The organism is Streptomyces sp. NPDC126499 (genome assembly GCF_040302485.1).
Classification (GTDB): domain Bacteria; phylum Actinomycetota; class Actinomycetes; order Streptomycetales; family Streptomycetaceae; genus Streptomyces.
In genome coordinates this window covers 291283-311457 of record NZ_JBEOUO010000006.1, presented here as the reverse complement: position 1 = coordinate 311457, position 20175 = coordinate 291283, and the positions used below count along the sequence as shown (strand labels likewise).

At 70.2% G+C, this 20175-nt stretch carries 21 protein-coding genes, 4 tRNA genes and 1 pseudogene; 17 read left to right on the top strand and 9 right to left on the bottom strand.

Annotated elements, in window-relative coordinates:
• Window positions 1-78: 78 nt before the first annotated feature.
• The 11 genes from ABTZ91_RS11780 to ABTZ91_RS11730 all read left to right on the top strand — a co-directional run bounded on the left by ABTZ91_RS11780 (window position 79) and on the right by ABTZ91_RS11730 (window position 9048).
• A complete protein-coding gene (locus tag ABTZ91_RS11780) occupies window positions 79-1281 on the top strand; it encodes a helix-turn-helix domain-containing protein (protein ID WP_352076965.1) in 1203 nt (400 codons plus the stop codon).
• A 195-nt stretch (window positions 1282-1476) separates the two neighbouring features.
• Window positions 1477-1923: a hypothetical protein gene (locus ABTZ91_RS11775; protein WP_352076964.1), complete on the top strand. Its 447-nt coding sequence runs from the start codon at window positions 1477-1479 to the stop codon at window positions 1921-1923.
• Window positions 1920-2114, top strand: a complete 195-nt coding sequence (locus ABTZ91_RS11770; protein WP_352076963.1) for a hypothetical protein — start codon at window positions 1920-1922, stop codon at window positions 2112-2114. Before ABTZ91_RS11775 ends, ABTZ91_RS11770 begins: the two co-directional genes overlap by 4 nt.
• Window positions 2115-2195: 81 nt before the next feature.
• On the top strand, window positions 2196-3083 hold the full coding sequence (locus ABTZ91_RS11765) for a glycosyltransferase (RefSeq protein ID WP_352076962.1): 888 nt from the start codon (window positions 2196-2198) through the stop codon (window positions 3081-3083).
• Complete coding sequence (locus ABTZ91_RS11760) at window positions 3080-3964, top strand: aminoglycoside phosphotransferase family protein (RefSeq protein WP_352076961.1); 885 nt, start codon at window positions 3080-3082, stop codon at window positions 3962-3964. The genes ABTZ91_RS11765 and ABTZ91_RS11760 overlap by 4 nt, the downstream gene beginning before the upstream one ends.
• Window positions 3964-4695, top strand: coding sequence for a glycosyltransferase (locus ABTZ91_RS11755; RefSeq protein ID WP_352076960.1), 732 nt, complete (start codon window positions 3964-3966; stop codon window positions 4693-4695). The genes ABTZ91_RS11760 and ABTZ91_RS11755 overlap by 1 nt, the downstream gene beginning before the upstream one ends.
• Window positions 4692-5594: a PIG-L family deacetylase gene (locus ABTZ91_RS11750; protein ID WP_352076959.1), complete on the top strand. Its 903-nt coding sequence runs from the start codon at window positions 4692-4694 to the stop codon at window positions 5592-5594. The genes ABTZ91_RS11755 and ABTZ91_RS11750 overlap by 4 nt, the downstream gene beginning before the upstream one ends.
• Entirely contained in the window at window positions 5588-6202 is a 615-nt protein-coding gene (locus ABTZ91_RS11745) for an AAA family ATPase (protein WP_352076958.1), read from the top strand. The genes ABTZ91_RS11750 and ABTZ91_RS11745 overlap by 7 nt, the downstream gene beginning before the upstream one ends.
• A gap of 6 nt (window positions 6203-6208) precedes the next feature.
• Window positions 6209-7258, top strand: coding sequence for a glycosyltransferase (locus ABTZ91_RS11740; protein ID WP_352076957.1), 1050 nt, complete (start codon window positions 6209-6211; stop codon window positions 7256-7258).
• A gap of 165 nt (window positions 7259-7423) precedes the next feature.
• The gene (locus tag ABTZ91_RS11735) at window positions 7424-8764 is read left to right on the top strand and encodes an ATP-binding protein (protein ID WP_352076956.1); all 1341 of its coding nucleotides are present in this window, start codon (window positions 7424-7426) and stop codon (window positions 8762-8764) included.
• Window positions 8761-9048 carry a hypothetical protein gene (locus ABTZ91_RS11730; protein WP_352076955.1) on the top strand — a complete coding sequence of 96 codons (288 nt, stop codon included), beginning with the start codon at window positions 8761-8763 and terminating at the stop codon, window positions 9046-9048. Before ABTZ91_RS11735 ends, ABTZ91_RS11730 begins: the two co-directional genes overlap by 4 nt.
• Before the next feature lie 321 nt (window positions 9049-9369).
• Here the strand turns inward: ABTZ91_RS11730 and ABTZ91_RS11725 are convergent, their stop codons facing one another.
• Window positions 9370-10401, bottom strand: coding sequence for a phosphotransferase (locus ABTZ91_RS11725; RefSeq protein WP_352077000.1), 1032 nt, complete (start codon window positions 10399-10401; stop codon window positions 9370-9372).
• Between the two features lie 159 nt (window positions 10402-10560).
• On the opposite strand from ABTZ91_RS11725, the gene ABTZ91_RS11720 reads away from it, so the two are divergent.
• The 3 genes and pseudogenes from ABTZ91_RS11720 (at window position 10561) to xerC (ending at window position 12722) form a co-directional block, all read left to right on the top strand.
• Window positions 10561-10800, top strand: a complete 240-nt coding sequence (locus ABTZ91_RS11720) for a hypothetical protein (protein WP_352076954.1) — start codon at window positions 10561-10563, stop codon at window positions 10798-10800.
• A 207-nt stretch (window positions 10801-11007) separates the two neighbouring features.
• Window positions 11008-11199 (top strand): annotated as a pseudogene (locus ABTZ91_RS11715) (transcriptional regulator); the annotation flags it as partial.
• Entirely contained in the window at window positions 11196-12722 is a 1527-nt protein-coding gene (gene xerC / locus ABTZ91_RS11710) for a site-specific integrase (protein WP_352076953.1), read from the top strand. The pseudogene ABTZ91_RS11715 and the gene xerC, both read left to right, overlap by 4 nt.
• A 29-nt stretch (window positions 12723-12751) precedes the next feature.
• Here the strand turns inward: xerC and ABTZ91_RS11705 are convergent, their stop codons facing one another.
• The 5 genes from ABTZ91_RS11705 to ABTZ91_RS11685 all read right to left on the bottom strand — a co-directional run bounded on the left by ABTZ91_RS11705 (window position 12752) and on the right by ABTZ91_RS11685 (window position 17397).
• Window positions 12752-13393: a hypothetical protein gene (locus ABTZ91_RS11705; protein WP_352076952.1), complete on the bottom strand. Its 642-nt coding sequence runs from the start codon at window positions 13391-13393 to the stop codon at window positions 12752-12754.
• Between the two features lie 408 nt (window positions 13394-13801).
• Window positions 13802-13874 (bottom strand) — tRNA-Lys (locus tag ABTZ91_RS11700).
• 135 nt (window positions 13875-14009) lie between these two features.
• Window positions 14010-16034 carry a DEAD/DEAH box helicase gene (locus tag ABTZ91_RS11695; protein WP_352076951.1) on the bottom strand — a complete coding sequence of 675 codons (2025 nt, stop codon included), beginning with the start codon at window positions 16032-16034 and terminating at the stop codon, window positions 14010-14012.
• Window positions 16035-16245: 211 nt separating this feature from the next.
• A complete protein-coding gene (locus ABTZ91_RS11690; protein ID WP_352076950.1) occupies window positions 16246-16845 on the bottom strand; it encodes a hypothetical protein in 600 nt (199 codons plus the stop codon).
• A gap of 201 nt (window positions 16846-17046) precedes the next feature.
• The gene (locus ABTZ91_RS11685; RefSeq protein ID WP_352076949.1) at window positions 17047-17397 is read right to left on the bottom strand and encodes a metallopeptidase family protein; all 351 of its coding nucleotides are present in this window, start codon (window positions 17395-17397) and stop codon (window positions 17047-17049) included.
• A gap of 105 nt (window positions 17398-17502) precedes the next feature.
• Between ABTZ91_RS11685 and ABTZ91_RS11680 the strand changes: the two genes are divergently transcribed.
• The 3 genes from ABTZ91_RS11680 (at window position 17503) to ABTZ91_RS11670 (ending at window position 17784) form a co-directional block, all read left to right on the top strand.
• Window positions 17503-17575: transfer RNA gene (locus tag ABTZ91_RS11680), tRNA-Glu, on the top strand.
• A 39-nt stretch (window positions 17576-17614) separates the two neighbouring features.
• A tRNA-Asp gene (locus tag ABTZ91_RS11675) sits at window positions 17615-17688 on the top strand.
• A 22-nt stretch (window positions 17689-17710) separates the two neighbouring features.
• Window positions 17711-17784 (top strand) — tRNA-Phe (locus ABTZ91_RS11670).
• Between the two features lie 136 nt (window positions 17785-17920).
• Here the strand turns inward: ABTZ91_RS11670 and ABTZ91_RS11665 are convergent.
• The 3 genes from ABTZ91_RS11665 to ABTZ91_RS11655 all read right to left on the bottom strand — a co-directional run bounded on the left by ABTZ91_RS11665 (window position 17921) and on the right by ABTZ91_RS11655 (window position 19988).
• Window positions 17921-18757 carry a cytochrome c biogenesis CcdA family protein gene (locus ABTZ91_RS11665; protein WP_352076948.1) on the bottom strand — a complete coding sequence of 279 codons (837 nt, stop codon included), beginning with the start codon at window positions 18755-18757 and terminating at the stop codon, window positions 17921-17923.
• Window positions 18754-19572, bottom strand: a complete 819-nt coding sequence (locus ABTZ91_RS11660; RefSeq protein WP_352076947.1) for a DsbA family protein — start codon at window positions 19570-19572, stop codon at window positions 18754-18756. The genes ABTZ91_RS11665 and ABTZ91_RS11660 overlap by 4 nt, the downstream gene beginning before the upstream one ends.
• A 62-nt stretch (window positions 19573-19634) precedes the next feature.
• Window positions 19635-19988, bottom strand: coding sequence for a hypothetical protein (locus tag ABTZ91_RS11655; RefSeq protein ID WP_352076946.1), 354 nt, complete (start codon window positions 19986-19988; stop codon window positions 19635-19637).
• Window positions 19989-20175: the final 187 nt, after the last annotated feature.

Here is a 20175-nt window from a genome sequence, read left to right as displayed (position 1 = left end):
CTCTGCGCAAAGGTCGTCGAAGCTGTCGCTTCTGCCAGTACTGTCCGTGTGGGGCCCATCATGCGGAGGTTCTGGATCATGCAGTGGTCGGAGTACACCACCTCTGAGCGCCTGAAGGCGCTGCGCGGCGGCATGACGCAGGAGCAACTGGCGGAGGCGTCCGGCGTGTCCGTTGGCGTGGTCCGCAAGCTCGAACGCGGCGGGACGGCGTCCCTTCCGTCCCTGCTGTCGATCGCCGACGCGCTCGGTACGGACATCGCCGTGCTCTTAGGTCAGCAGGCGCCCCGCCGATCGATGGACCGTGACGAGCGGGCAGCGCTGCGCATGGTCTCGGCAGCCACCCACGACGCGGCCATCGGCATCCCCGCCGAAGTCGAGCCGGGCACCGTCGAGGAGCTGCGGGCCGTCGTCCGTCGGGCCGATGCTGCCTATTGGGGCGGCAGGTACACCGAGCTCGGCACCCTCCTGGGGCAGCTCCTCCCCGAGGCGCGAGCGCGGTTCGACGCGGCCGGCGCCGACGAGCGCGAAGCTGCGGCCGGTGTCCTCATCGACACCTTCCAGACGGCGGGCATGGCCGCCAACGTGCTCGGTTCCCGCGATCTCGCGTACGCGGCACTGACGTACGGCCGCCAGATCGCCGTCCAGGGCGGTGACGTTCTCCGTGACGCGCATCTCGCCGCCACGACAGCGTGGGTCAACCTCCGTGACGGCCGTACGAAGCAGGGCTTCCTCCTCGCCGCAGCCCAGGCCGACCGGATCGAGCCCAAGATGAGCGAGCACGACCCCGACAGGCTGAGCGTGTACGGGCAGCTCGTCACCAACGCCGCCGTCGCCGCGTCCCGAGGCGGAGCGAACGCCGACAGCGCGCGCGAGTACCTCTCCCAGGCCCATGCCGTCGCCGCCCGCATAGGGGACGAGCACGCCCGCGGCTCCCACGCCCAGCCGTACGGGCCGATGTACGCCGCCACGCAGGCCATGAGCATCGCCGTGGCTCTCGGGGACACCGCCGGGGCGCTACGGCTCATGGACACCGTCCGCCTGGACGACACCGTTCCCTTGGCCACCCGGGCCCGCTACGGCCTCGACGTCGCCCTCACTCAGGTCGAATGCCGACGGTGGGACGCTGCCGCCGACACCCTCCAGACCGTCTGCACGATGGCTCCCGGGTGGGTGCGCCACCAGATGCTCCCCGGCGTCATCATCAGCCGGCTCGCAGGCGTGTCCGTCACCCGGCTGCGAGGGCTCGCCGACTCCGCCGGCGTTCCCCTCGGAGTGCGCTGACCCGCACACCAGCACTGCAACGACCCGTAGTAGCCCCAGGGCCACCACCAGCCCGACTGCTACGGGACGTTGCACACCGCCGAGGGCGCCTTCTCCCGCTGCCACGGAACGTGGCACGGCGAGCGACGGCGGACCGCCGTCGGCGTCACGGCCCGTGCCTGGGCGCGCGCCCGGCGGCGCAGCAGCCTTGTGGGCATGCCGATCAACCCGCCCGACGGCCTCGGGCACGTGCCCGTCGCCGTCTACGCCTGTGCCACCACCCCCGCCGTCATCCGTGAGGGCGAGGAGCGCGGTCGCTACTACGCCGACGCCCGGCACTGGCACGTCGCCGGCGCCTGGTTCGACTTCGACCCCGCCCTGCCGCTCGCGGAACGCCCCGGCTGGCAGGCCGTCCTGTCCGCCCTCTCGGCCGGAATGATCCGGGGCGTCGTCGTCTGCGCCTTCGCGCACGTCGCCACCGACGCGGCCCAGTTCGCCGGCCTCGGCATCCGCATCCGCGAGGAGGGCGGCTTCCTCGTGGATGCCGCGAGTGCCGCCCCGATCCGCCGTACGCCGGGTCAGCGCCAGCGGCGCCGTGACATCGCCGACGCGGCCTCCGGCTGGGCCCCGCAGAGCGAGACACGTGAGGCGGACACCCTGTGACCGCGGAACGGGCGTGGGTCGGCGATCTCGTCAGGGACGCGAGAGGACGGCGGGCGATCGTCACCGATGTCCGCGCCGGCGGCACCGTCTGGTTGCTGCGCCCGCAGACCGGCGGCGGCCCCTACTGGGAGACCACCGACCCCGACACCCTCGAAATCCTCGACCGCCGCAGCTCCGGGCCCGGTCAGTGAGCCCTCGTGAGCCTGTCATCCCCGACCAGCAGTAGACCCGCCCGCCACGCCCATGCACCACGACCGGAAGGCGAAGCGCTCATGTACGCGTTCGGCCTGTGCATCGACCAGCAGTACCTCGTCCCCGGCCTCGCCGCCCTCGGCGGCCTGGCCGACGGCCTCACCCCGGCCGCCCGCCGCAACGCCGCCGTCCGGGTGCTCACCCTCGACCTCACCCAGGGGCAGGCCCTGCTCCTCTCCGACTTCGCCAAGCGAGTCGGCTTCGGCTCGTTCGACCTCCGCCACTGCGTTCCGCTGCGGACCTCCCGTATGGCCGACGCGTCGTACATCACCGTCACCACCTACCTGCGCTTCGAGTTCACGTCGGAGTTCGTGCGCAGGCCGTACCTGATCTACGTGGACGCCGACGTCCTCGTACGGGGAGACCTCACCGACCCGTTGGGCTCTCTCGGGCCGTACGAGACCGGAGCCGTGCGCGACGAGTTCAACCCGGCCGTCGGCGAATGCCCGGCGCTGCCCGGAGCCGCCGAACGCTGGCCTCATCTGCGCGGACGTCCCTACTTCAACGCGGGCGTGCTCTGGACCCACACCGCCCACATGCCCCGCATCCGCCGAGGCGTCGAGCAGGCCCTGATCCACGCCCGGCGCCACATCCTCCACAACGACCAGGACGCCCTGAACCTGTGGCTCCTGCGATCCGGACACGTGCGCCCGGTGGCCTCCGGCCTCAACCGATTCGAGGTCGGTCGCTTCCTGGAACGCGGGAACTGGGTCCGCCGGGTCGTCACCCGGCCGCCGAAGTCCGACCCATCAGCCGCTCTCGTGCACTTCGTGGGCCCCGAGAAGCCGTGGCAGGCCGACTGCCCCGTAACGGAGGACGTCGCCGAGTACCGCCTCCACCTGGGGCGCACCCTGCGGCACGTTCGCCGTCTCGGCGCCGCCGACGTCGAACCGGCAGGTGTGCGGTGACCGCACGGGTTCCCGCCGCAGTCGTGCGCGCCGCCATCGCCCTGGCTGGAGCACCGCCACACACTGCGCAGCGTCTGTCCTCCCGCTCGCGTACGGCCGTGTACCGGGCGAGTCTGGCCGACGGACGCAGCGTCGTGATCAAGCTGTACGCGGCGACCGCCCGCCGCAACGCGATCACCGAGAGCGCGGCGATCCGGGCCGTGGCCGACCACGTCGCCGTCCCGGCGGTGATCGGCTACGGCCACGTCCCCGGCCACGAGGCGACCGCCCTCGTCACCGCCGATCTAGGCACGCTGACCCTGGGCAGCGCCAGGCGCTCCGGCCGGCTCTCCGACGGGCGAGCGCTGCGGGACCTCGCAGGTCTGCTCGGCCGCCTGCACCGCGCGCCCGTCCAGTCGTGGGCGCCACGGAGGCCCTTCTTCGAACAGGTCACGTCACTTGGACGTCGCTGTCCGCCCAGCGCGCTGGACCGCATCGCGCCGGCCCTCGCCGCGATCACCGACGCCGTCGACACGACGACGCCCGTGTGGTGCCACGGCGACCTGCACGGCGACAACGTCGTGCTCGCCGGCCACCGGTCCGTCCGCCACCTCGTCGACTTCACCGACGCCACCGCTGGACCCCGCGAGTCCGACGTCGCCCAGACCTTGGTCATGACCGACGCGGTCCGGTCGCCCCTCCGGGCCCGCACGGTCACCGACGCCTACCCGCTCACGCTCGACCACCGCCTGCTCGCCGCCTGGACGGTCTTCCACACCACCCGCTGCTGGGCCCACTCCTCCGCGGGCGACGACCGCGACCTGTGGGCCGATCGCCTGGACGAGCTCAGCCGACGGACCCCGTACCTCTTCCGTACCCGCCGCCCGGAAAGGACGCACTGATGACCACCCCCGCCCTCTCGGTGGTGATCCCGGCCTTCAACGAGGCCGCCTACCTGCCTCGCTACCTGCCCTCCGTCCTCGCCTCCCTCGCCCGCTGGGAAGAGGTCACCGGCCACACCGGGGAGGTGATCGTCGTCGACAACGCCAGCACCGACGCCACCGCCGACATGGCCGCCTCCTTCGGCGTCCGCGTCGTCACCGAGTCCGTCCGCAACATCGGGCGGGTACGGAACACCGGAGCGAGCGCCGCCCGCAGCGGACGCCTCTTCTTCACCGACGCGGACGTGGCCCTGCCCCTGGAGGCGGTCACCGCCGCCGCTGCCGCCATGGACGCGGGGGCCATCGGCGGCGCCATCCCGCCGCTCTACACCCCGGAACGGCTCGGCGCCCGCCTCCTGTGTGCGTACTGGGACCACTACCGAACGCGGCGCGGTGGAGCCCAGGGCGTCAACCAGTTCTGCACCGCCGACGCCTTCCATCACGTCGGCGGTTACCGGGACGACCTGTTCATGAGCGAGGACGTGGAGTTCTTCGCCCGCCTCACCGCTCACGGGCAGGCCACCGGCCGACCCGTCACGATCCTCGACGAGCTGCGCGTACGCCCCTCCACCCGCCGCTACGACCAGTGGTCGAGCCTACGGATGCTCTGGTGGCAGAACCCCGTGACCGCCCGCCTCCGCCTGCAGTCGCCCCGCAAGTGGCGCCACTGGTACGAGACCACCGTTCGATGACGAAGGAGCCCCCTGTGCACTCGTTCCTGCCCGTACCGGACGGACACGGCATCTACACCTTCCCCGACGACCTCCACCGCGCCCACCAGACGCACAACGAACGGCTCGCCACCCGTCACCAGGCCCACGACCACCAGGTCCTGGAGGTGCCGGCACCCCACACCCGTACCCCGTACTACATCGAGGCCCGCACGCCCGTCGGCCGCCCGGTCCTCGTGATCGAACCCCACCACGACGACTTCGCCCTCTCCGCCTCCGGCACCTTCCTCGCCCACCCCCGCCCCCTCTCCGTGGTGACCGTCTTCACTCGCTCCCGGAGCGTGCACCCCACCCTGGAATCCCAGTACGCCGACATCGACACCGTGTCCGAACTGCGCGACCGCGAGGGCGCAGCCGCACTCGCCCCCTTCGCCGCCCGCCGGCACCTCCTCGGCCACAAGGACGCGGAGCCCCCGTACCGCCCGTACGACCCCGAACGGCTCGACCGAATCACCGAGGAACTGGGCCGGCTGATCGCGGCCCACCCCGGCACCGAACTCCTCGCGCCCGCCGCCGTCACCCGCCACCCCGACCACCTCCTCGTCCACGAGGCCGCCGTCCGCCTCGGCTGCACCTGGTTCTGGGAAGACCTCGCGTTCTGGTCGACGTACGCGCTCGCCGGCTGCGACCAGCACCTCTTCCGTACGCGTACGGGGGCGACGATGCGGCCCGAGCTGGTCGACATCACCGACGTGGTCCTGGACAAGGTCACCGTCCTGCGGATGCACGGCTCTCAGATGTACCCGGCCCGGAAGATGTACCGCCCGATCCGGCACGCCTTCACCACCGCGGCCGACCTGGTCGACGGGGCCGGTCTCTACGCAGAGCGCTTCTACCGGACGGAGGCGCCGGCGTGCTGATCATCGCCCTGGAGGGGCCCTCCTACGCGGGCAAGTCCACGGCGATACGCCACCTCCGCCGCACCGCCCTCGGCACGCGCGCGTTCGTCTCCGACTGCTACGTCAAGCACATCGCCCACCGCGATGACATCCCTCCGGCCCGCACCGACTCCGCGGCTGCCCAACACGCCGCCTTCGAGAGGTTCATGGAGATCGAGGCCGCCCGTGTAGCCGAAGCCGCCGCGAGCGGCAGGCAGCTCGTCATCCTCGACCGCTCCGTGGACACCCTCCTCGCCCACGCGTACGCCCTGGACGCCCTGCTCGGGTACGGCGTCCACCACCGGCTCCGCGAACGGCTCGCTACCCTCCCGCACCTGCGCCCCGACCACACCCTCTACCTCGACGTACCGGCCGAGACGCTCCACCTCCGCCGTAAGACCGCCGGACACACCGCCGCCGAGTCCGAGTACTTCCTCCACGAGCCCGACTTCCTCCACCACGCCCGCGAATACTTCGTCCACGCACCCCGTAGACCGGTCACCCGAGAACTCGCCGTCCTGGCCGCCGACGCGGGCCCGGACGACGTCGCCCAAGCCGTGGAAGCCCTCGTCACGTACTGGGCCAGGTGACCGCCGATGCCCACCGCACTCTTCGCCTGGCGCCGCACGCCGCCCCCGTTCCTCATCGGCGGCGCCGAGGTCACCCAGCAGCTACTCGCCGAAGAACTCGCCGCCGCAGGCTGGCAGGTCGCCTACCTCGGCTCGCACGAGGCACCCTGGGACGGAACCACCCAGCTCCCCGAGATGCGCGCCCACCTGGCCAAGAACTGCGTCCCCTACGACGAGGCGGACGGCACCCTGCGCTACCGGTGGAACGGGGTCACGTGCTCGGCGTTGTCGCAGAACAACGTGGAGCACGTGTTGGGCAGCCTCCTGCGAGATCTCCGCCCCGACGTCATGTTCACCTCCCAGGAGGGCTCGGCGGAGCTTGCCGCGCAGGCCCGGCCGACTGCGCTCGTCGCCGGCCTTCTCCACTCCGTCTCCGCCACCGGCCTGGGCGTCCTCGCGGGCCGCCCTCACCACGCCCTCGCCGTGTCGGAGTTCGTCCGGGCCCGCGCACCCCACACGCGCGGAACCCGCCTTACCGTGATGTACCCACCGTTCGTGCCGCCCCGTAAGAGCACGAACCCGCCCCGCGCCACGTCCGTTCTCATGATCAACCCCATCCCCGCCAAGGGATCTGATCTGCTGCACGACCTCATCCGACACACGCCGGAACAGCACTTCACTCTGGTCGAGGGGTGGTGGGACACCGCCGCCGATTTCGCCGCCTACCCGAACGTGACGTACGTACCTCGGGTGTACGACATGGAGCCGCTCTACCGCAGCCACCGCCTGCTGCTGACCCCTTCCACCGTGGAAGACGCCTTCCCGCGCGTGATCGTCGAGGCCGCGCTCCACGGCGTTCCGACCGTCGGTACCGACCGGGGCGGCATCCCTGAAGCCGTGGGCGACGGAGGCATCGTCTTACCCAGCACCGCTGGCCCTGAGACGTGGGTGCACGTGGTCCGGAACCTGGACCACAATGCGCTGGGCTTGAGAGCTCAGCACAGGGCAGTCCGGTACACGCGATCGCTCTTGTCCGAGCTCCATGAGTTGGTGCCATGTCTGAGCAGGTCGACCTAGCAAGTCCTCTACTTGCTGGCGCCAGGCCACCAGAAGCATGGCGAGGACGCATACGCTGATCCCCTAGGACGCAAGTCGTTGACCACCGTTGGACGGCTCGTAAGGGCTGCTGCTTAGCTAGGGGCGATGGCGGTTTCAGGTCGGAGCAAGCAAGAGAGGTGCCTGGTGGAGACTCCCCGTCTAGAGGAGGTGCGCCTAACCTCTTTCAAGAGTTTCACTGGCCAGCGTCTGCCGCTTCACGACCTCACCGTGTTGATCGGGCGTAACGGAAGCGGCAAGTCGAACGCTCTGGATGGACTGATGGTCCTGTCTCGCCTTGCCCTAGGCGAGCCCATCCGAGATGTGCTGGACGGACCGCGGACCGGGGGAGAAGAACCGATCCGTGGCGGGGTTGAGGGTTGCGCCCCACTAGGCAAGGACAGCTTCGAGCTTGGCTGTCGTGTGCGATCTGGGCAGGCAGTCTTCGACCTTGATGTCGAAATCGCGGTACGGCCCGAGGTGCGCATTCTGCAGGAAGAACTGACAGCAGTAGAAGGCGTGACCTACGGAGGGCGAAGGCTTGCTGCTGGCCGCTCGTTGCTAGCCAGCGACCCGGTTGACCCTCGACGAAGCGACCTTAAGGTCCGCTACTTCAACGGTCGGCGAGGTCTCGATCCCGGCATCCCCTTCGCCGCCGACCGCTTGCTGACGAGCCAGGTTCCGGTTCGATTGCCTGCCACAACAGAGGCGACCAAGCTCGTACACCGAGCTGTGCAGGATGCCCTTGCAGTGCTGCGTGAAGTCTTTCTCCTGGACCCGGTCCCACACCTCATGCGGCAATACGTCAACGCCCGCGATACGGAGCTGCGACGCAGTGCGGACAACCTTAGTGCGGCGGTGGAGAGTCTGCACGCAGCCGATCCTGCGGCGTTCGAGAGGCTAACGGAGCTCGTCGCAGGGATGCCCGAGTATCCAGTGCGAGACATCAGTAGCGTTGATACAAGGCTTGGTGATGTGCAGCTGGTACTGCGAGAGGCTGGCTACCACGGTACGGAGCACGACGTTCCGGCTCGACTGCTCAGCGATGGCATGCTGCGATTCCTTGCCTTTGGCACTGCCCTACTGAGTGCCCCTGCATCCGACGGTGACGAGGGTCTAATGAATGCCCAGCGACACTTGGTGATCGAGGAGATCGAGAACGGCCTTTACCCTACACAGGCGGCGCGTGTACTGCGCCTAATGAAGGACGAATCGGAGCGACGTCGCATCGATGTACTTTTCACCACCCACAGTCCAGCATTGCTTAACTCGCTTGATGCGCAAGATCACTCAGGCGTCGTTGTCTGCAGTAGGGATCTGAAATCCGGTGAGAGTGTACTGAATCGCCTGACGGAACTCCCAGGCTATGTCGACTTGCTGGCTGCGGGCGACTTGGGCGATGCGGTCACGAAAGGTCGCCTGCCAGCCGCCATCCGCCCCCGAGCTGCGGACATTCTCAGCGTCGAGGAATTCTTGAGGAGCCTGTGAGTAGACAGCTTCGACCCGGACTTCAACTTCCCGTCGTCGATTTCCTAGACACCTCAATCCTCGTCGAAATCCTTGACGTGCCTCACATGAATAGCCATCGCGATGAGGTATTGTCAGAGATGGACAGGCGCCTAAAGGATAACGTGCGATTCGTGCTACCAACGGCAACACTGATCGAAACCGGCAATCATGTCTTCCAGATCAAAGATGGAACGGCCCGCCGCTCCTGCGCCAGTGGTTTTATGAATATGCTGCGCAAGACGGCATCCGGCGAGGCCCCTTGAGTCTTGCATGAGCGGACCTGGGATGGAGCATTCCTCACCTCGCTATGTGACGGCGGAACCACCGGTATGGACTTGACGGAGCATGCTGTGCGCCAGCAACTCGGGGCTGGAGACCTCAGCATCGTCGCCGAGCGCGATCTATACGCGTCGCGAGCGCAAGCCAAAGTCCGAATCTGGACGCTTGAGAAAACAATGGGGACGTGGGCCGAACTTCCGATAGGTAATTCGGGGGCGTAAGAACGACTTGATGTGCACCAGTACGCGGACGGGCCCAGGTAAGGAGCTTCCAGATCGGGCGATCGGAAATCATCCGTTACCCATTCAGTAGATACCGGTAAATGCCCGTTCCACCACGTCGAGCCGCTCCGTCCACCAGTGGAGGAGCGCCTCGTCGGCGATGAACAGCTCGTCGCAGGAGTGGTCGCCCCGGTCGTAGTGGAACTCCAGCTGCCAGAAGTCCGTCATCCGCTTCCACCACAGGCGGCGTGCGGCGTCGAGAAGGGCGCCCGGCTCCAAGGGCATCATCGACCGGTAGCCGATCACGAACGTAGACACCCGCGCCAGGTCGAACACGCCCTCCACCCCGAACTGCACCTGCGCCGTACGGACGACCTCCTCCGCGTACGGGCGGACGCTCAGCCGGTCCCAGTCCAGGATGGCGGTCAGCTCGCCGTCGACCCAAAGGAGGTTCCGGTACTGGAAGTCGCCGTGCGTCCAGCCGTGCGGACCCGCGGGGAGGTCGCCCTCGGGGCGCAGGTGGGCGTGCTTGTCCAGCAGGACCTTCCGCTGTTCGAGGGCAAGGCCGGCGGCCACGTCGAAGCTGTTGCCCGCACCCCGCGCCGTCACCGCTTCGGCGAGCCGGTCCGCCTTGTGAACAGCTCGGCCGGCGTCGGTCACTTCTGCGGTGACTGACGCCGGCACGGCAGGCAGTCCCTCGTTGATGACCACGCGGCCGAGCGCCGCGTGGAGCCCCGCAAGATGAGCGCCGAGCTCGGACACCTGCGCCAGGGAGAGGTCGGTTCCGCGGACGTGCTCGCCGGGCGTCCACGGGAACAGGCAGTAGGCGCTGCCGCCGATCTGGGCGATCACATCACCCTGGGTGGTGGCGAGCGGCGCGGGAGCAGGGACGCCGTACGAAGCCAGTAGGGGAAGAGCTGCGAGGTTACGGCGCAGTCGTTCGAGCGGCACGTCCGTGACCCGCTTGAGGGCGAATCGCCCCGCCCGGGTGTCCAGCCGCCAGTTCACGTTCATGAGGCCCTCGGCCAGGTGGTGTCGCTCCACCACTTCTCCGAGGTCGAACGCCCTGATCAGCTCGACAAGATCATCGGCGGGGATGCGCGTCCTGTCCGCCATGCTCGCGTCGGTCACACAGGCGACGATACGGGAGCTGGACGCCCAGGCGCAGAAGGATCACTGGGCTGCCTACCCAGACGGACGCGGAGCGCGAGGACCTTGTGGAGGATTCCCGCCGTGGCCCGATAACCAGGCTCTGCGCCGGTCGTTTGCCGGGTCATGAAGAAGATCATCGCTACCGCTGCCCTGGCCCTGACGAGCCTCGCGCTCGCGACTCCGGCTCACGCGGACAACGACAGCAACTTCGGACCGGGCATCAACGCCGCCAACAACTGGAACTTCAGTGCCGCCGCCGTCTGCTTCCAGGAGCTCGCGGTCGTGCCCGTCGGTGGGGCCTGGACGGGCGACACGGTCAACCACTGTGCCAACGGCAACATCATCGACCACAGCAACGGCTGATCTCGCAGCGTGTCCCGTTGCTGTTCCGCGCCGGAACAGGACTGCTGTTCCGGCGCGGAACCCCTCCCTGGGGAGGGCTTCCTCCCAGTTCACCGAGTGAACATGCCGAGGCGGCCAGGTGCAGGCTCCGCGTCACCGGCTCCTTGGCCGGGAGGGGGTCGGCGGGGCCGGCGGTGTCGTGGCGGACCTGGGCTGGATCGGCGTTGCGCTCAGCGGGAGGAAGCCGAACGCAAGCGGACCGCCTACGCCGACCAGGCCATCTCCGCCAAGTACAACCTTCGCCATCTCCGCCGCGAACTCCGCGAAGAGGGCGCCACTCCACCCGACCTGCCACTCGCGCTGAACGACGTCGACCCGCCCGAGCCCGAAACCGACCCCACCCCGGAGGAACGCCTTTGAAGGGCTCCACCCACCGCCGTTGCTACTGCCGCGACCCGCACACCGGGAAGCCGCTCGGCAAGAACTGCCCCAAGCTCACCAGCCGGAAGCACGGCTCGTACTCCATCCGTCAGGAGCTCCCGCCCCGCGAGGACGGCACCCGCCGTTCCTTCAGCCGCGCCGGCTACGAGACCCTGAAGGCCGCCCAGGCCGATCTCGACCACATACGCTCGCTGCTCGCCCTGGCCGACGCGGACGATCCCGACAGCCTCCAGCGCCTCGTCACGCTCCTGGAGGAGATCTCGGCCGAGAAGGCCCCGCTGCCCGAGATCGAGGAGACCCGACGACGCCTGCGCGCCGGGCTCGGGCTGCGGGGCAGCCTCACCGTCGGCGAATGGCTGGACTCGTGGTTCGCGTCGAAGAAGCGCCGCAAGACCACCCTCAACGGCTACGCCTCGCACATCCGCGTCCATCTGAAGCCCCGCATCGGGCACATCCGCCTGGACCGGCTCAACGTCGGTCAGCTGGTGGAGATGTTCGACGGGATCGCCGACGACAACGAGGTGATCGCCGCCGAGAACCAGGCCCGCCGCGAGCAGGTCGCCCGCTGCAGGCCGAGCAGGCCCGGCCGCCCCGTCGCCGCCGAGCGGGCCCGGCTCGCTGCCGAGCGGGCGAAGCTGGCGGAGATGAAGCCGTTCCGGAAGATCACCGGCCCAGCGACCCGGCAGGCCGTACGCCGCACCCTCCGCGCGGCCCTGAACTCCGCCATCGCCCAGCAGCTCATCACCTTCAATCCGGCCGCCCACGTCGAGCTGGAGTCCGGCAAGCGTCCCAAGCCCCTCCTCTGGACCGACGAGCGCGTCCGCCGCTGGCGGGAGACGGGCGAGATCCCCGGTCCCGTCATGGTGTGGACCCCGCAGCAGTTCGGCACCTTCCTGGACGCCGCCGAGGAGGATCGGCTCTACGCCGTCTTCCACCTCATGGGCACCCGCGGCCTCCGGCGCGGCGAGGCGGTCGGCCAGGACTGGCACGAGACCGACCTCGACGCCGGCCTCATTACCCCGGCCAAGGAGATCGTCGTCGACGGCTGGGACCCGTACGAGTCCAAGCCGAAGACCGACGGCAGCGCGGGCACGATCGCCCTTGACAGCGTGAACATCGAGGTCCTGCGCGCCCAGAAGGCCCGCCAGGCGAAGGAGCGAAGGAAGGCCGGCGCCGCCTGGCAGGACACGGGCAAGGTCTTCACCAAGGAGGACGGTTCTTGGCTCCACCCGGAGACGGTCTCGGAAACCTTCCGCCGCATCCTCGCCACCACCGACCTCCCGCCCATCACCCTGCGGGACCTCCGCCACGTCTCGGCCACGCTCACCCACGGCGCCGGCGGCGACATCCACACGATCAAGGAGACCCTCCGCCACTCCACGATCACCCTGACCTCGGACACATACACAAGCCTCCTCCCGGAGGTCGACCGCGCGGTGGCTGAGGCAGCAGCGAAGCTGATACCTCGCTCGCGTGACAGGACGTCAAGCACGGCGGGCTGATGCTCTGACGCCGCTCTCCGCCACCGGCCTCAGAGCGGTACAAGCCCTTCCAGGAACGCGGTCACCTCGTCGCTGTACATCTCCATCCATTGCGATGGGTCAGCAAGGGGATGCCGGACGACCGGGATACGGCGACAGAGGTTACGAAGATCCACGGACGTGACATCTTCACCGAACCGAATCCACTCGTTGGCGACCGCCCAGCCTTGTCGATCAAGGACCGACTCGACACCACTGAATGGTGCGCCTCTCTCCTGGGCCGTCAGAACCCAGGCAAGCGGAGGAAAGTACACCTCAGCGAACGTGTTGTAGTGCTCCCGCTTCCCGAGGACCCTCTGGGAGTAGACGGGGCCAGTCAGCCGTGCAGTCCTGTGGGGGTAGATCGCCATACGCAGGGCGAGAGTCTCTGGCATGGCGATCCCCGTCTTGCCCTCATGGAGTTCGGCCGCGAGCTGGGGAAAGAGAAGCCGCAGGTGCGGGCTGATGGCGAACATGCCGATCAGGACCGACCGTGCCACCAGCCCTGGCGCTACAGAGACGGCCGGCGGAGCCTGCGGATCCACGAACTGGAGGTGCTTGGCCGCTCGCCCGTACGTCCGAAGCCTTCTCACGAAGTCGCCGTAGGCGGCGTCGTACCGCGCGCCCGCGAAGTTGTTGCACTGCTCGCACAACCCTCGCAGCCAGAGACCCCCGGCTGCGGGGCGGCCGTGCATACGGACCCCATCAGAGATACGGACGACCGCACTCGTCACTCTGTCGCCATTGCCAGCAGCCTGGGGCGGAACATGGGCCCGAGACATCCGCCGCGTGTCACCGCACAACCCGCACGGCCGAGGGCTCCGGCTTCGCAGGTCGAGTCCCAAGGTCCCCGGCGGGCGCTTGTCAGCCACCGCTCGAGTCTAGGAGTCGGCAGGAGTCAGCCGGTGCGAATTCCCGAAACTGCCGATGTCTTCGAGCACACCGCCTCCCGCTCTCGCATCGCTCACGCACGGGCCCCGAACGACGGAGCGCCCCGACCAGCCGAAGCCGGTCGGGGCGCTCCGCAGCAGGTCAGAGGGTTTCCCCTCGCCTGCTCTCGGTAGGCCGTGTGGGACTCGAACCCACAACCAATGGATTAAAAGTCCACTGCTCTGCCAATTGAGCTAACGGCCCGTGGACAAGCACACCCGAGCAGCATAGCCCGATACCTCCTCCAAACCGATCGGGTATCGGCTCTGCCGCGTGCGGTGCCGCAAAGGGCAGGGCCCCTGCCCGCACTCATGTGCGGGCAGGGGCCCTGTCGGCGTGTCAGCCGTTGCGCTTCCAGCGCGGCTTGTCGTCGCGGCGGAAGCCACCGCGGTCGTCGCGGCGGTCGCGGTTGAACGACGGGCGGTCGTCACGACGGTCACGGTTGAACGCCGGACGCTCATCGCGACGGTCACGGTTGAACGGGCGGTCGCTGCCGCGGTGGCCGCCGGTGGGGCGGTCGTCGCGGCGGTCGCGGTTGAAGGACGGGCGGTCGTCGCGGCGGAAGCCACCACGGTCACCGCCACGGTCGCCACCGCGGTCGTCACGACGGTCACGGTTGAACGCCGGACGCTCATCGCGACGGTCACGGTTGAACGACGGGCGGTCGTCGCGGCGGAAGCCACCACGGTCACCGCCACGGTCGCCACCGCGGTCGTCACGACGGTCACGGTTGAACGCCGGACGCTCGTCCCGACGGTCACGGTTGAACGACGGGCGGTCGTCCCGGCGGTCGCGGTCGAAGTCGCGGCGCTCCTCGCGGACGGGCTCCGCGACCACGGCCGCGGCGAGCTCGGCCTCGGCGGCCTCGGTCACCTCGGCGATCGCGGCCTCCGGGTCCTCACCGCGCTCGCGGGCGGCGCGGGCCACCAGGCGGTCGGCCTCCTCGCGGAGCTCGACGGCACGGCGCTGCAGGCGCTCCAGCTGCTTCGTCAGGTCGGCGACCTCGCGCTCGGCCTGCTTGGCGGCGTTGTTCGCGGAGTCGGCCTGCACCTCGGTCAGGGACCGGGCGCCGGTGATCTCGGCGACCTCGGGGTCGAAGGCGCCCGCCCCGCCGACGATGTGGCGCGAGGCGTCGACGCCCGCGTCCTCCATCAGGCGGAAGATCTGGCGGCGCTGGTGCGGCAGGGCCAGGGAGACCACGACACCGGAGCGGCCGGCGCGGGCGGTGCGGCCCGAGCGGTGCAGGTAGTCCTTGTGGTCGCCGGCCGGGTCCACGTTCAGGACCAGGTCGATGCCGTCGACGTGGATGCCGCGGGCGGCGACGTCGGTGGCGACGAGGACGTTGACGTAACCGTCCTTGAAGTCGGCCAGGGTCCGGGTGCGGGCGCCCTGGGTCATGCCGCCGTGCAGCGCGTCGGCCTTCACACCGGAGTCGCGCAGCTGCTCGGCGACGCGGTCGGCGCCCAGCTGGGTGCGGACGAAGATGATGGTGCGGCCCTTGCGGGCGGCGATGGCGGCGGTGACCGGGGCCTTGTCCTTGGGCTTCACGACCAGGACGTGGTGGGTCATCGTCGTGACGGCACCGGCGGACGGGTCGACCTCGTGGGTGACCGGGTCGACCAGGTAGCGCTTGACCAGGCTGTCGATCTCGTTCTCCAGCGTGGCGGAGAACAGCAGGCGCTGGCCGCCCTCGGGGATCTGGTCGAGCAGCTCGGTGACCTCGGGCATGAAGCCCAGGTCGGCCATCTGGTCGGCCTCGTCGAGGACGGCGATCTTGACCTGCTCCAGGGAGCAGGCGCCGCGGTTGATGATGTCGCGCAGGCGGCCCGGGGTGGCGACGAGGATGTCGACGCCGCGCTCCAGGGCGTAGATCTGGTTGCCCATGGACGTACCGCCGCAGACGACCTTCATCTTCAGGCCGAGCACGTCGCCGTAGGGCTGGAGGGCGTCCGCGACCTGCATCGCGAGCTCACGGGTCGGGACGAGGATGACGCCGCGGGGCTTCTTCTTCTCGGTGTGGCCGCCGGCCAGGGTGGCGAGCAGCGGCAGACCGAAGGAGAGGGTCTTGCCGGAGCCGGTACGGCCGCGGCCGAGGATGTCCTTGCCGGCCAGGGCGTCCGGGATGGTCGCGGCCTGGATCGGGAAGGGGGTGGTCACACCGTTCTGGGCGAGCTTGCGCACGACGCCCTCGGGCAGGCCCAGGTCACCGAAGGTGAGCTCGGGCTCGGCGGAGGCGTCGTCGGCCTCGACGGTGGTCTCGACACCCGCGTCGAGGGCGGCCTCGGCGGCCTCCACGACGTCGGCGACGTCGATGATCTCGTCGTTCTCGGGCAGGACGGCGTGGTCAGAACTGAAAATGGACATGCGAAATGCGAAACCTTCCGGAGTCTCGGCACGCGCCCGTCAACTCCGTGTTTCGCATATCGACCGCCTCAATGCGGTCAGCCACGGCAAGGGAGAGTACGCGCCAGTCACGGCGCTCTTCGGTCGTGGCGCCGGGCAAATGGGATCAAACGATCTACCACCATACGCACTCTCCCCCGCTTAAGGCAAACCGAGCTCCGTCACAGCCGGGCTACACCGGCCTGGCCTGCGGCGATGCCTCCGGCTCCGTCGTGCCCCCGGGCCCGTCGGCCGCCCGCATGGCACCCATGTGGGTGTCCGCGCCGGGGGTCGTCGTGGGGCTCTCGCTCACCGTCGGATCGGGCGTCGGCTCCTGCGTCGGCGTCGGCTCCGGGGTCGGGGTCGGCGACGGGTCCACCGGCGGCGTGGTCGCGCCGCCCGGCGCGCCCGAGCCTCCGCCGTCGGCACCACCGTCGGCGCCGCCGCCCGGTGGCGGCTGCGGCTTCGGCGACCCGCCGGGACCGGCCGGGCCCGCCCCGCCGGTCGGCCTGGCCGACGCGGACGGCGATCCGCTCGGTACTGGGGTCTCCTCGCCCTCGCCGTCCGGATCGGGCCCGCCGCGCCCCGTACGGTCGTAACCGCCCCCGCCGTGGCCACCGGCGAGTCCGCCGTCCTCACCGGAGCCGGCCGCCTCGCCGCCCTTGCCCGCGGACGTGCTGGGCGCCGGCTTCGCGCCGTCCTCGCCGACACTCATACAGCCGCTCAGACCCGCACAGGCGGCGACCGCCAGCGCGGTGGCGGCCCATCTCACGGGGGTGGGCAAATGGCGCACGGAGGCACCTCCAGGACGGGTCAGGCAGGAACGGGAACGCGGTTCGCACGCGTTGCCCTGCCCAACTCCCTTGACACCACAAGGGACACGCCCGGGGCCCGCCCGGCATGCGCCCGGGACACGCCCGGGGCGGACCTCCAACACACCCCCGTGCGCCCCGAAGGCGCCGCCCGGCGCGCCCTGGGCACCCGCGGCGCCGGCTCAGCCGTAGCCGAGCGCGTGCAGCCGTTCGTCGTCGATGCCGAAGTGGTGGGCGATCTCGTGCACGACGGTGATCTCCGTCTCCGCGACCACGTCCTCGCGCGACGCGCACATCCGCAGCGTCGGCCCCCGGTAGATGGTGATCCGGTCCGGGAGCACGCCGGCGTACCACTCGCCCCGGTCGGTCAGCGGCGTCCCCTCGTAGAGCCCCAGGAGCTCCGGGTCGTCGGAGGGCGGCTCGTCCTCGACGAACACGGCGACGTTGTCCATCAGCCGGGTCAGCTCCGGCGGAATCCGGTCCAGGGCCTCGGCGACGAGCTCCTCGAACTCCTCGCGCGTCATCTCCAGCACCCGCTCATTCTCCCCCCTCGGGAAACCGTTTTGGCGATACCGCCTGCCATCCCATATGCTTCTCACGTCCCCGACGCGCTGAGAAGCGCCCAGGCGGGCCTCTTAGCCCTCATCGTCTAGTGGCCCAGGACGCCGCCCTTTCAAGGCGGTAGCACGGGTTCGAATCCCGTTGGGGGCACGCACAACCATGTGCGAGACTGGTTCTCGCACACCATAAGGTCCTGTGGAGCAGTTGGTTAGCTCGCCACCCTGTCAAGGTGGAGGTCGCGGGTTCAAGTCCCGTCAGGATCGCTGAGGCTGGAAACAGTCTCGTGGCTGGGTAGCTCAGTTGGTACGAGCGATCGCCTGAAAAGCGATAGGTCGCCGGTTCGACCCCGGCCCCAGCCACAAAGAAAAGGCCCCGTTCGAAAGAACGGGGCCTTTTTCGTGCACCCCCGGAGGTCTCGAGAACGGTCCCGCTACGGCCGTACGGAGGAGTCCGCGCCCCTCCGTACGGCCGTAGCCGCCCGGCCGCCCGGCCCGCTCAGGCGTCCTCCCGGCGCCGGGCCCCCGGCCGCGCCCGCCACCCCAGGACCGCCGCCACCGCCACGACCACGGCCACGAGCAGCGCCCAGTCCGGGACCGCGCGGCCGAGGCCCGCCACCCGCTCCTCCACCGCGAAGGAGTCGTCGACCGAGAGCAGCCCGGGCAGGGCCGTGGTGCCGTCGAAGACCAGGAAGAGGGTGCCCAGGGCGATGAAGAAGAGGCCCGAGAGCAGCGAGGTCGAGTGCAGCGCGAAGCGGCCGACGCGGATCGGCCGGCCCCGCAGCCAGCGCCGCCGCCCCAGGTCGTAACGCTCCCAGAGCAGCGCGAGCACGAACAGCGGAACGGCCATCCCCAGCGCGTACGCCGCGAGCAGCAGGCCCCCGTAGACCGGGCTGCCGCTGAGCGCCGCGACCGTCAGGACGCTGCCCAGGATGGGGCCCGCGCAGAAGCCGGCCAGGCCGTAGACGAGGCCGAGCGCGTAGACGGAGAACGCGGTCGTGGGCCGGATCCGGCCGCTGAGCTCGCTCATCCGGCGGGACGCGAAGCCCAGGCCGAGGATCTGGAGCACCCCGAGGGCCACGATCAGCCAGCCGCCCACGGCCACGAGCAGGTCCCGGTGGCCGTAGAAGAGCCGCCCGGCGAAGGAGCCGGCCGCGCCCAGCGGCACGAGGGTGGTGGCCAGTCCCCCGTAGAAGATCCCGGTCCTGGCCAGGAGGCGGGCGCGGGTGTCGACGGAGTACGCGAAGAAGGCCGGGAGCAGCAGGGCGCTGCACGGGCTGAGCAGGGCGAGCAGACCGCCGAGGAACGCGGCGAAGTAGCCGATTCCGGAGGTCATCGTCCCGGCCCCGGCTTCTTGGCGGCGGCCGTCTTCGCCGCCGCCTCGATCGCCTCCGTGAAGGTCTCCATCGGCTGGGCGCCGGCGATGGGCCGGCCGTTGACGAGGAAGGACGGGGTGGAGGTGGCGCCGAGCGAGTAGCCCTGTTCCTGGTCCCGGCGCACCGACTCCCGGGCCGCCGCGCTGTCCGCGTCCCGGGCGAAGCGGGCCAGGTCCGGCACGCCCGCCTCCTTCGCCAGGGCGGTCAGGCGCTCCGTGCCGAAGCCCTTCTCCTTGGCGCCCGGCGCGTACGCCGCCTTGTGGAACTCCCAGAACCGGCCCTGCTGCCCGGCCGCCCACGAGGCCCGGGCCGCCGCCTCGGACTCCTCGCCGAAGATCGGGAAGTTCCGCCACTCGATGCGCAGGGTGCCGGTGTCCACGTACTTCTTCACCAGCTCCGGCTCGGTGTCCCGGGCGAACTTCCCGCAGTAGCCGCACTTGAAGTCGGCGTACTCGATCAGGACGACGGGCGCGTCGGCCCGGCCGAGGGCGAGCCGGTCGGCGGCGTCACGGCGGGCGTACGCCTCCAGCTCGGGGTAGACGCCGGCGGACGGGTCGGCGGTCACCTCGGCGACGGCCGAGGAGCCACCGGAGCGGCCGGGCGCGTCCGGCTTGGTGGCGGTGTACGAGACGAGACCGAGCAGCGCGGCGGCGACGGCCACCCCGGCGACGATCAGGACCGGCTTGGACTTCGAGGCGGACGGGGACGCGGGCCGGGGCCTGCTCGTGGACTTGCTCGTGGTCTTGTTCGTCGACTTGGACGGGGACGTGGGCATGCTGAAGCACTCCTGAACGGGGAGGAAAGGGACGACGGGTGGCGAAGGGGCGCGCCGGTCGTCTACACCCGCAGGATCGACAGCTCCACCGGTGACGGCGGTACGAGCCCCGGCGGCGCGGGGCCCGGCACGGTCTCCCGTACGTCGGCGTCACCGCCCCAGCCGCCGCACGAGCTCCGGTCCGCCGCCAGTGCCGACAGCAGTTCCCCGAGGCCGTGGGAGCGCGGCGGTACGGCGGGCCCGGCCGCGCCCTCGTCGCCGCCGTGGCCCTCGCCACAGCCGGGGTTCGCGGACCCGGGCGCGGCCACCTGGATCGTGCCCGCCGGAGCGGCCACCGCCGCCCCGCAGACCACCAGCCCGAGCACCAGCCCCGCCAGCGCGGCGAACGCCGCCAGCGCGCGAGCGGTACGGGACATGGGAGAGACCTTTCAGGTGGGCGTGCCCGAAATAGTACGCAGCGGGCCGCCGCCGCCCCGGGGACCAGGTGCCGGCGGGCGGGGCGCGACGGGGAACAAGGGCCGGACCCGGGCGCGGGGGCGCCGGATGGGACGGGGCCGGGGGACGGGCGGGCACGGGAGGCTCCCGGCCGGACCCGGGCGCGGG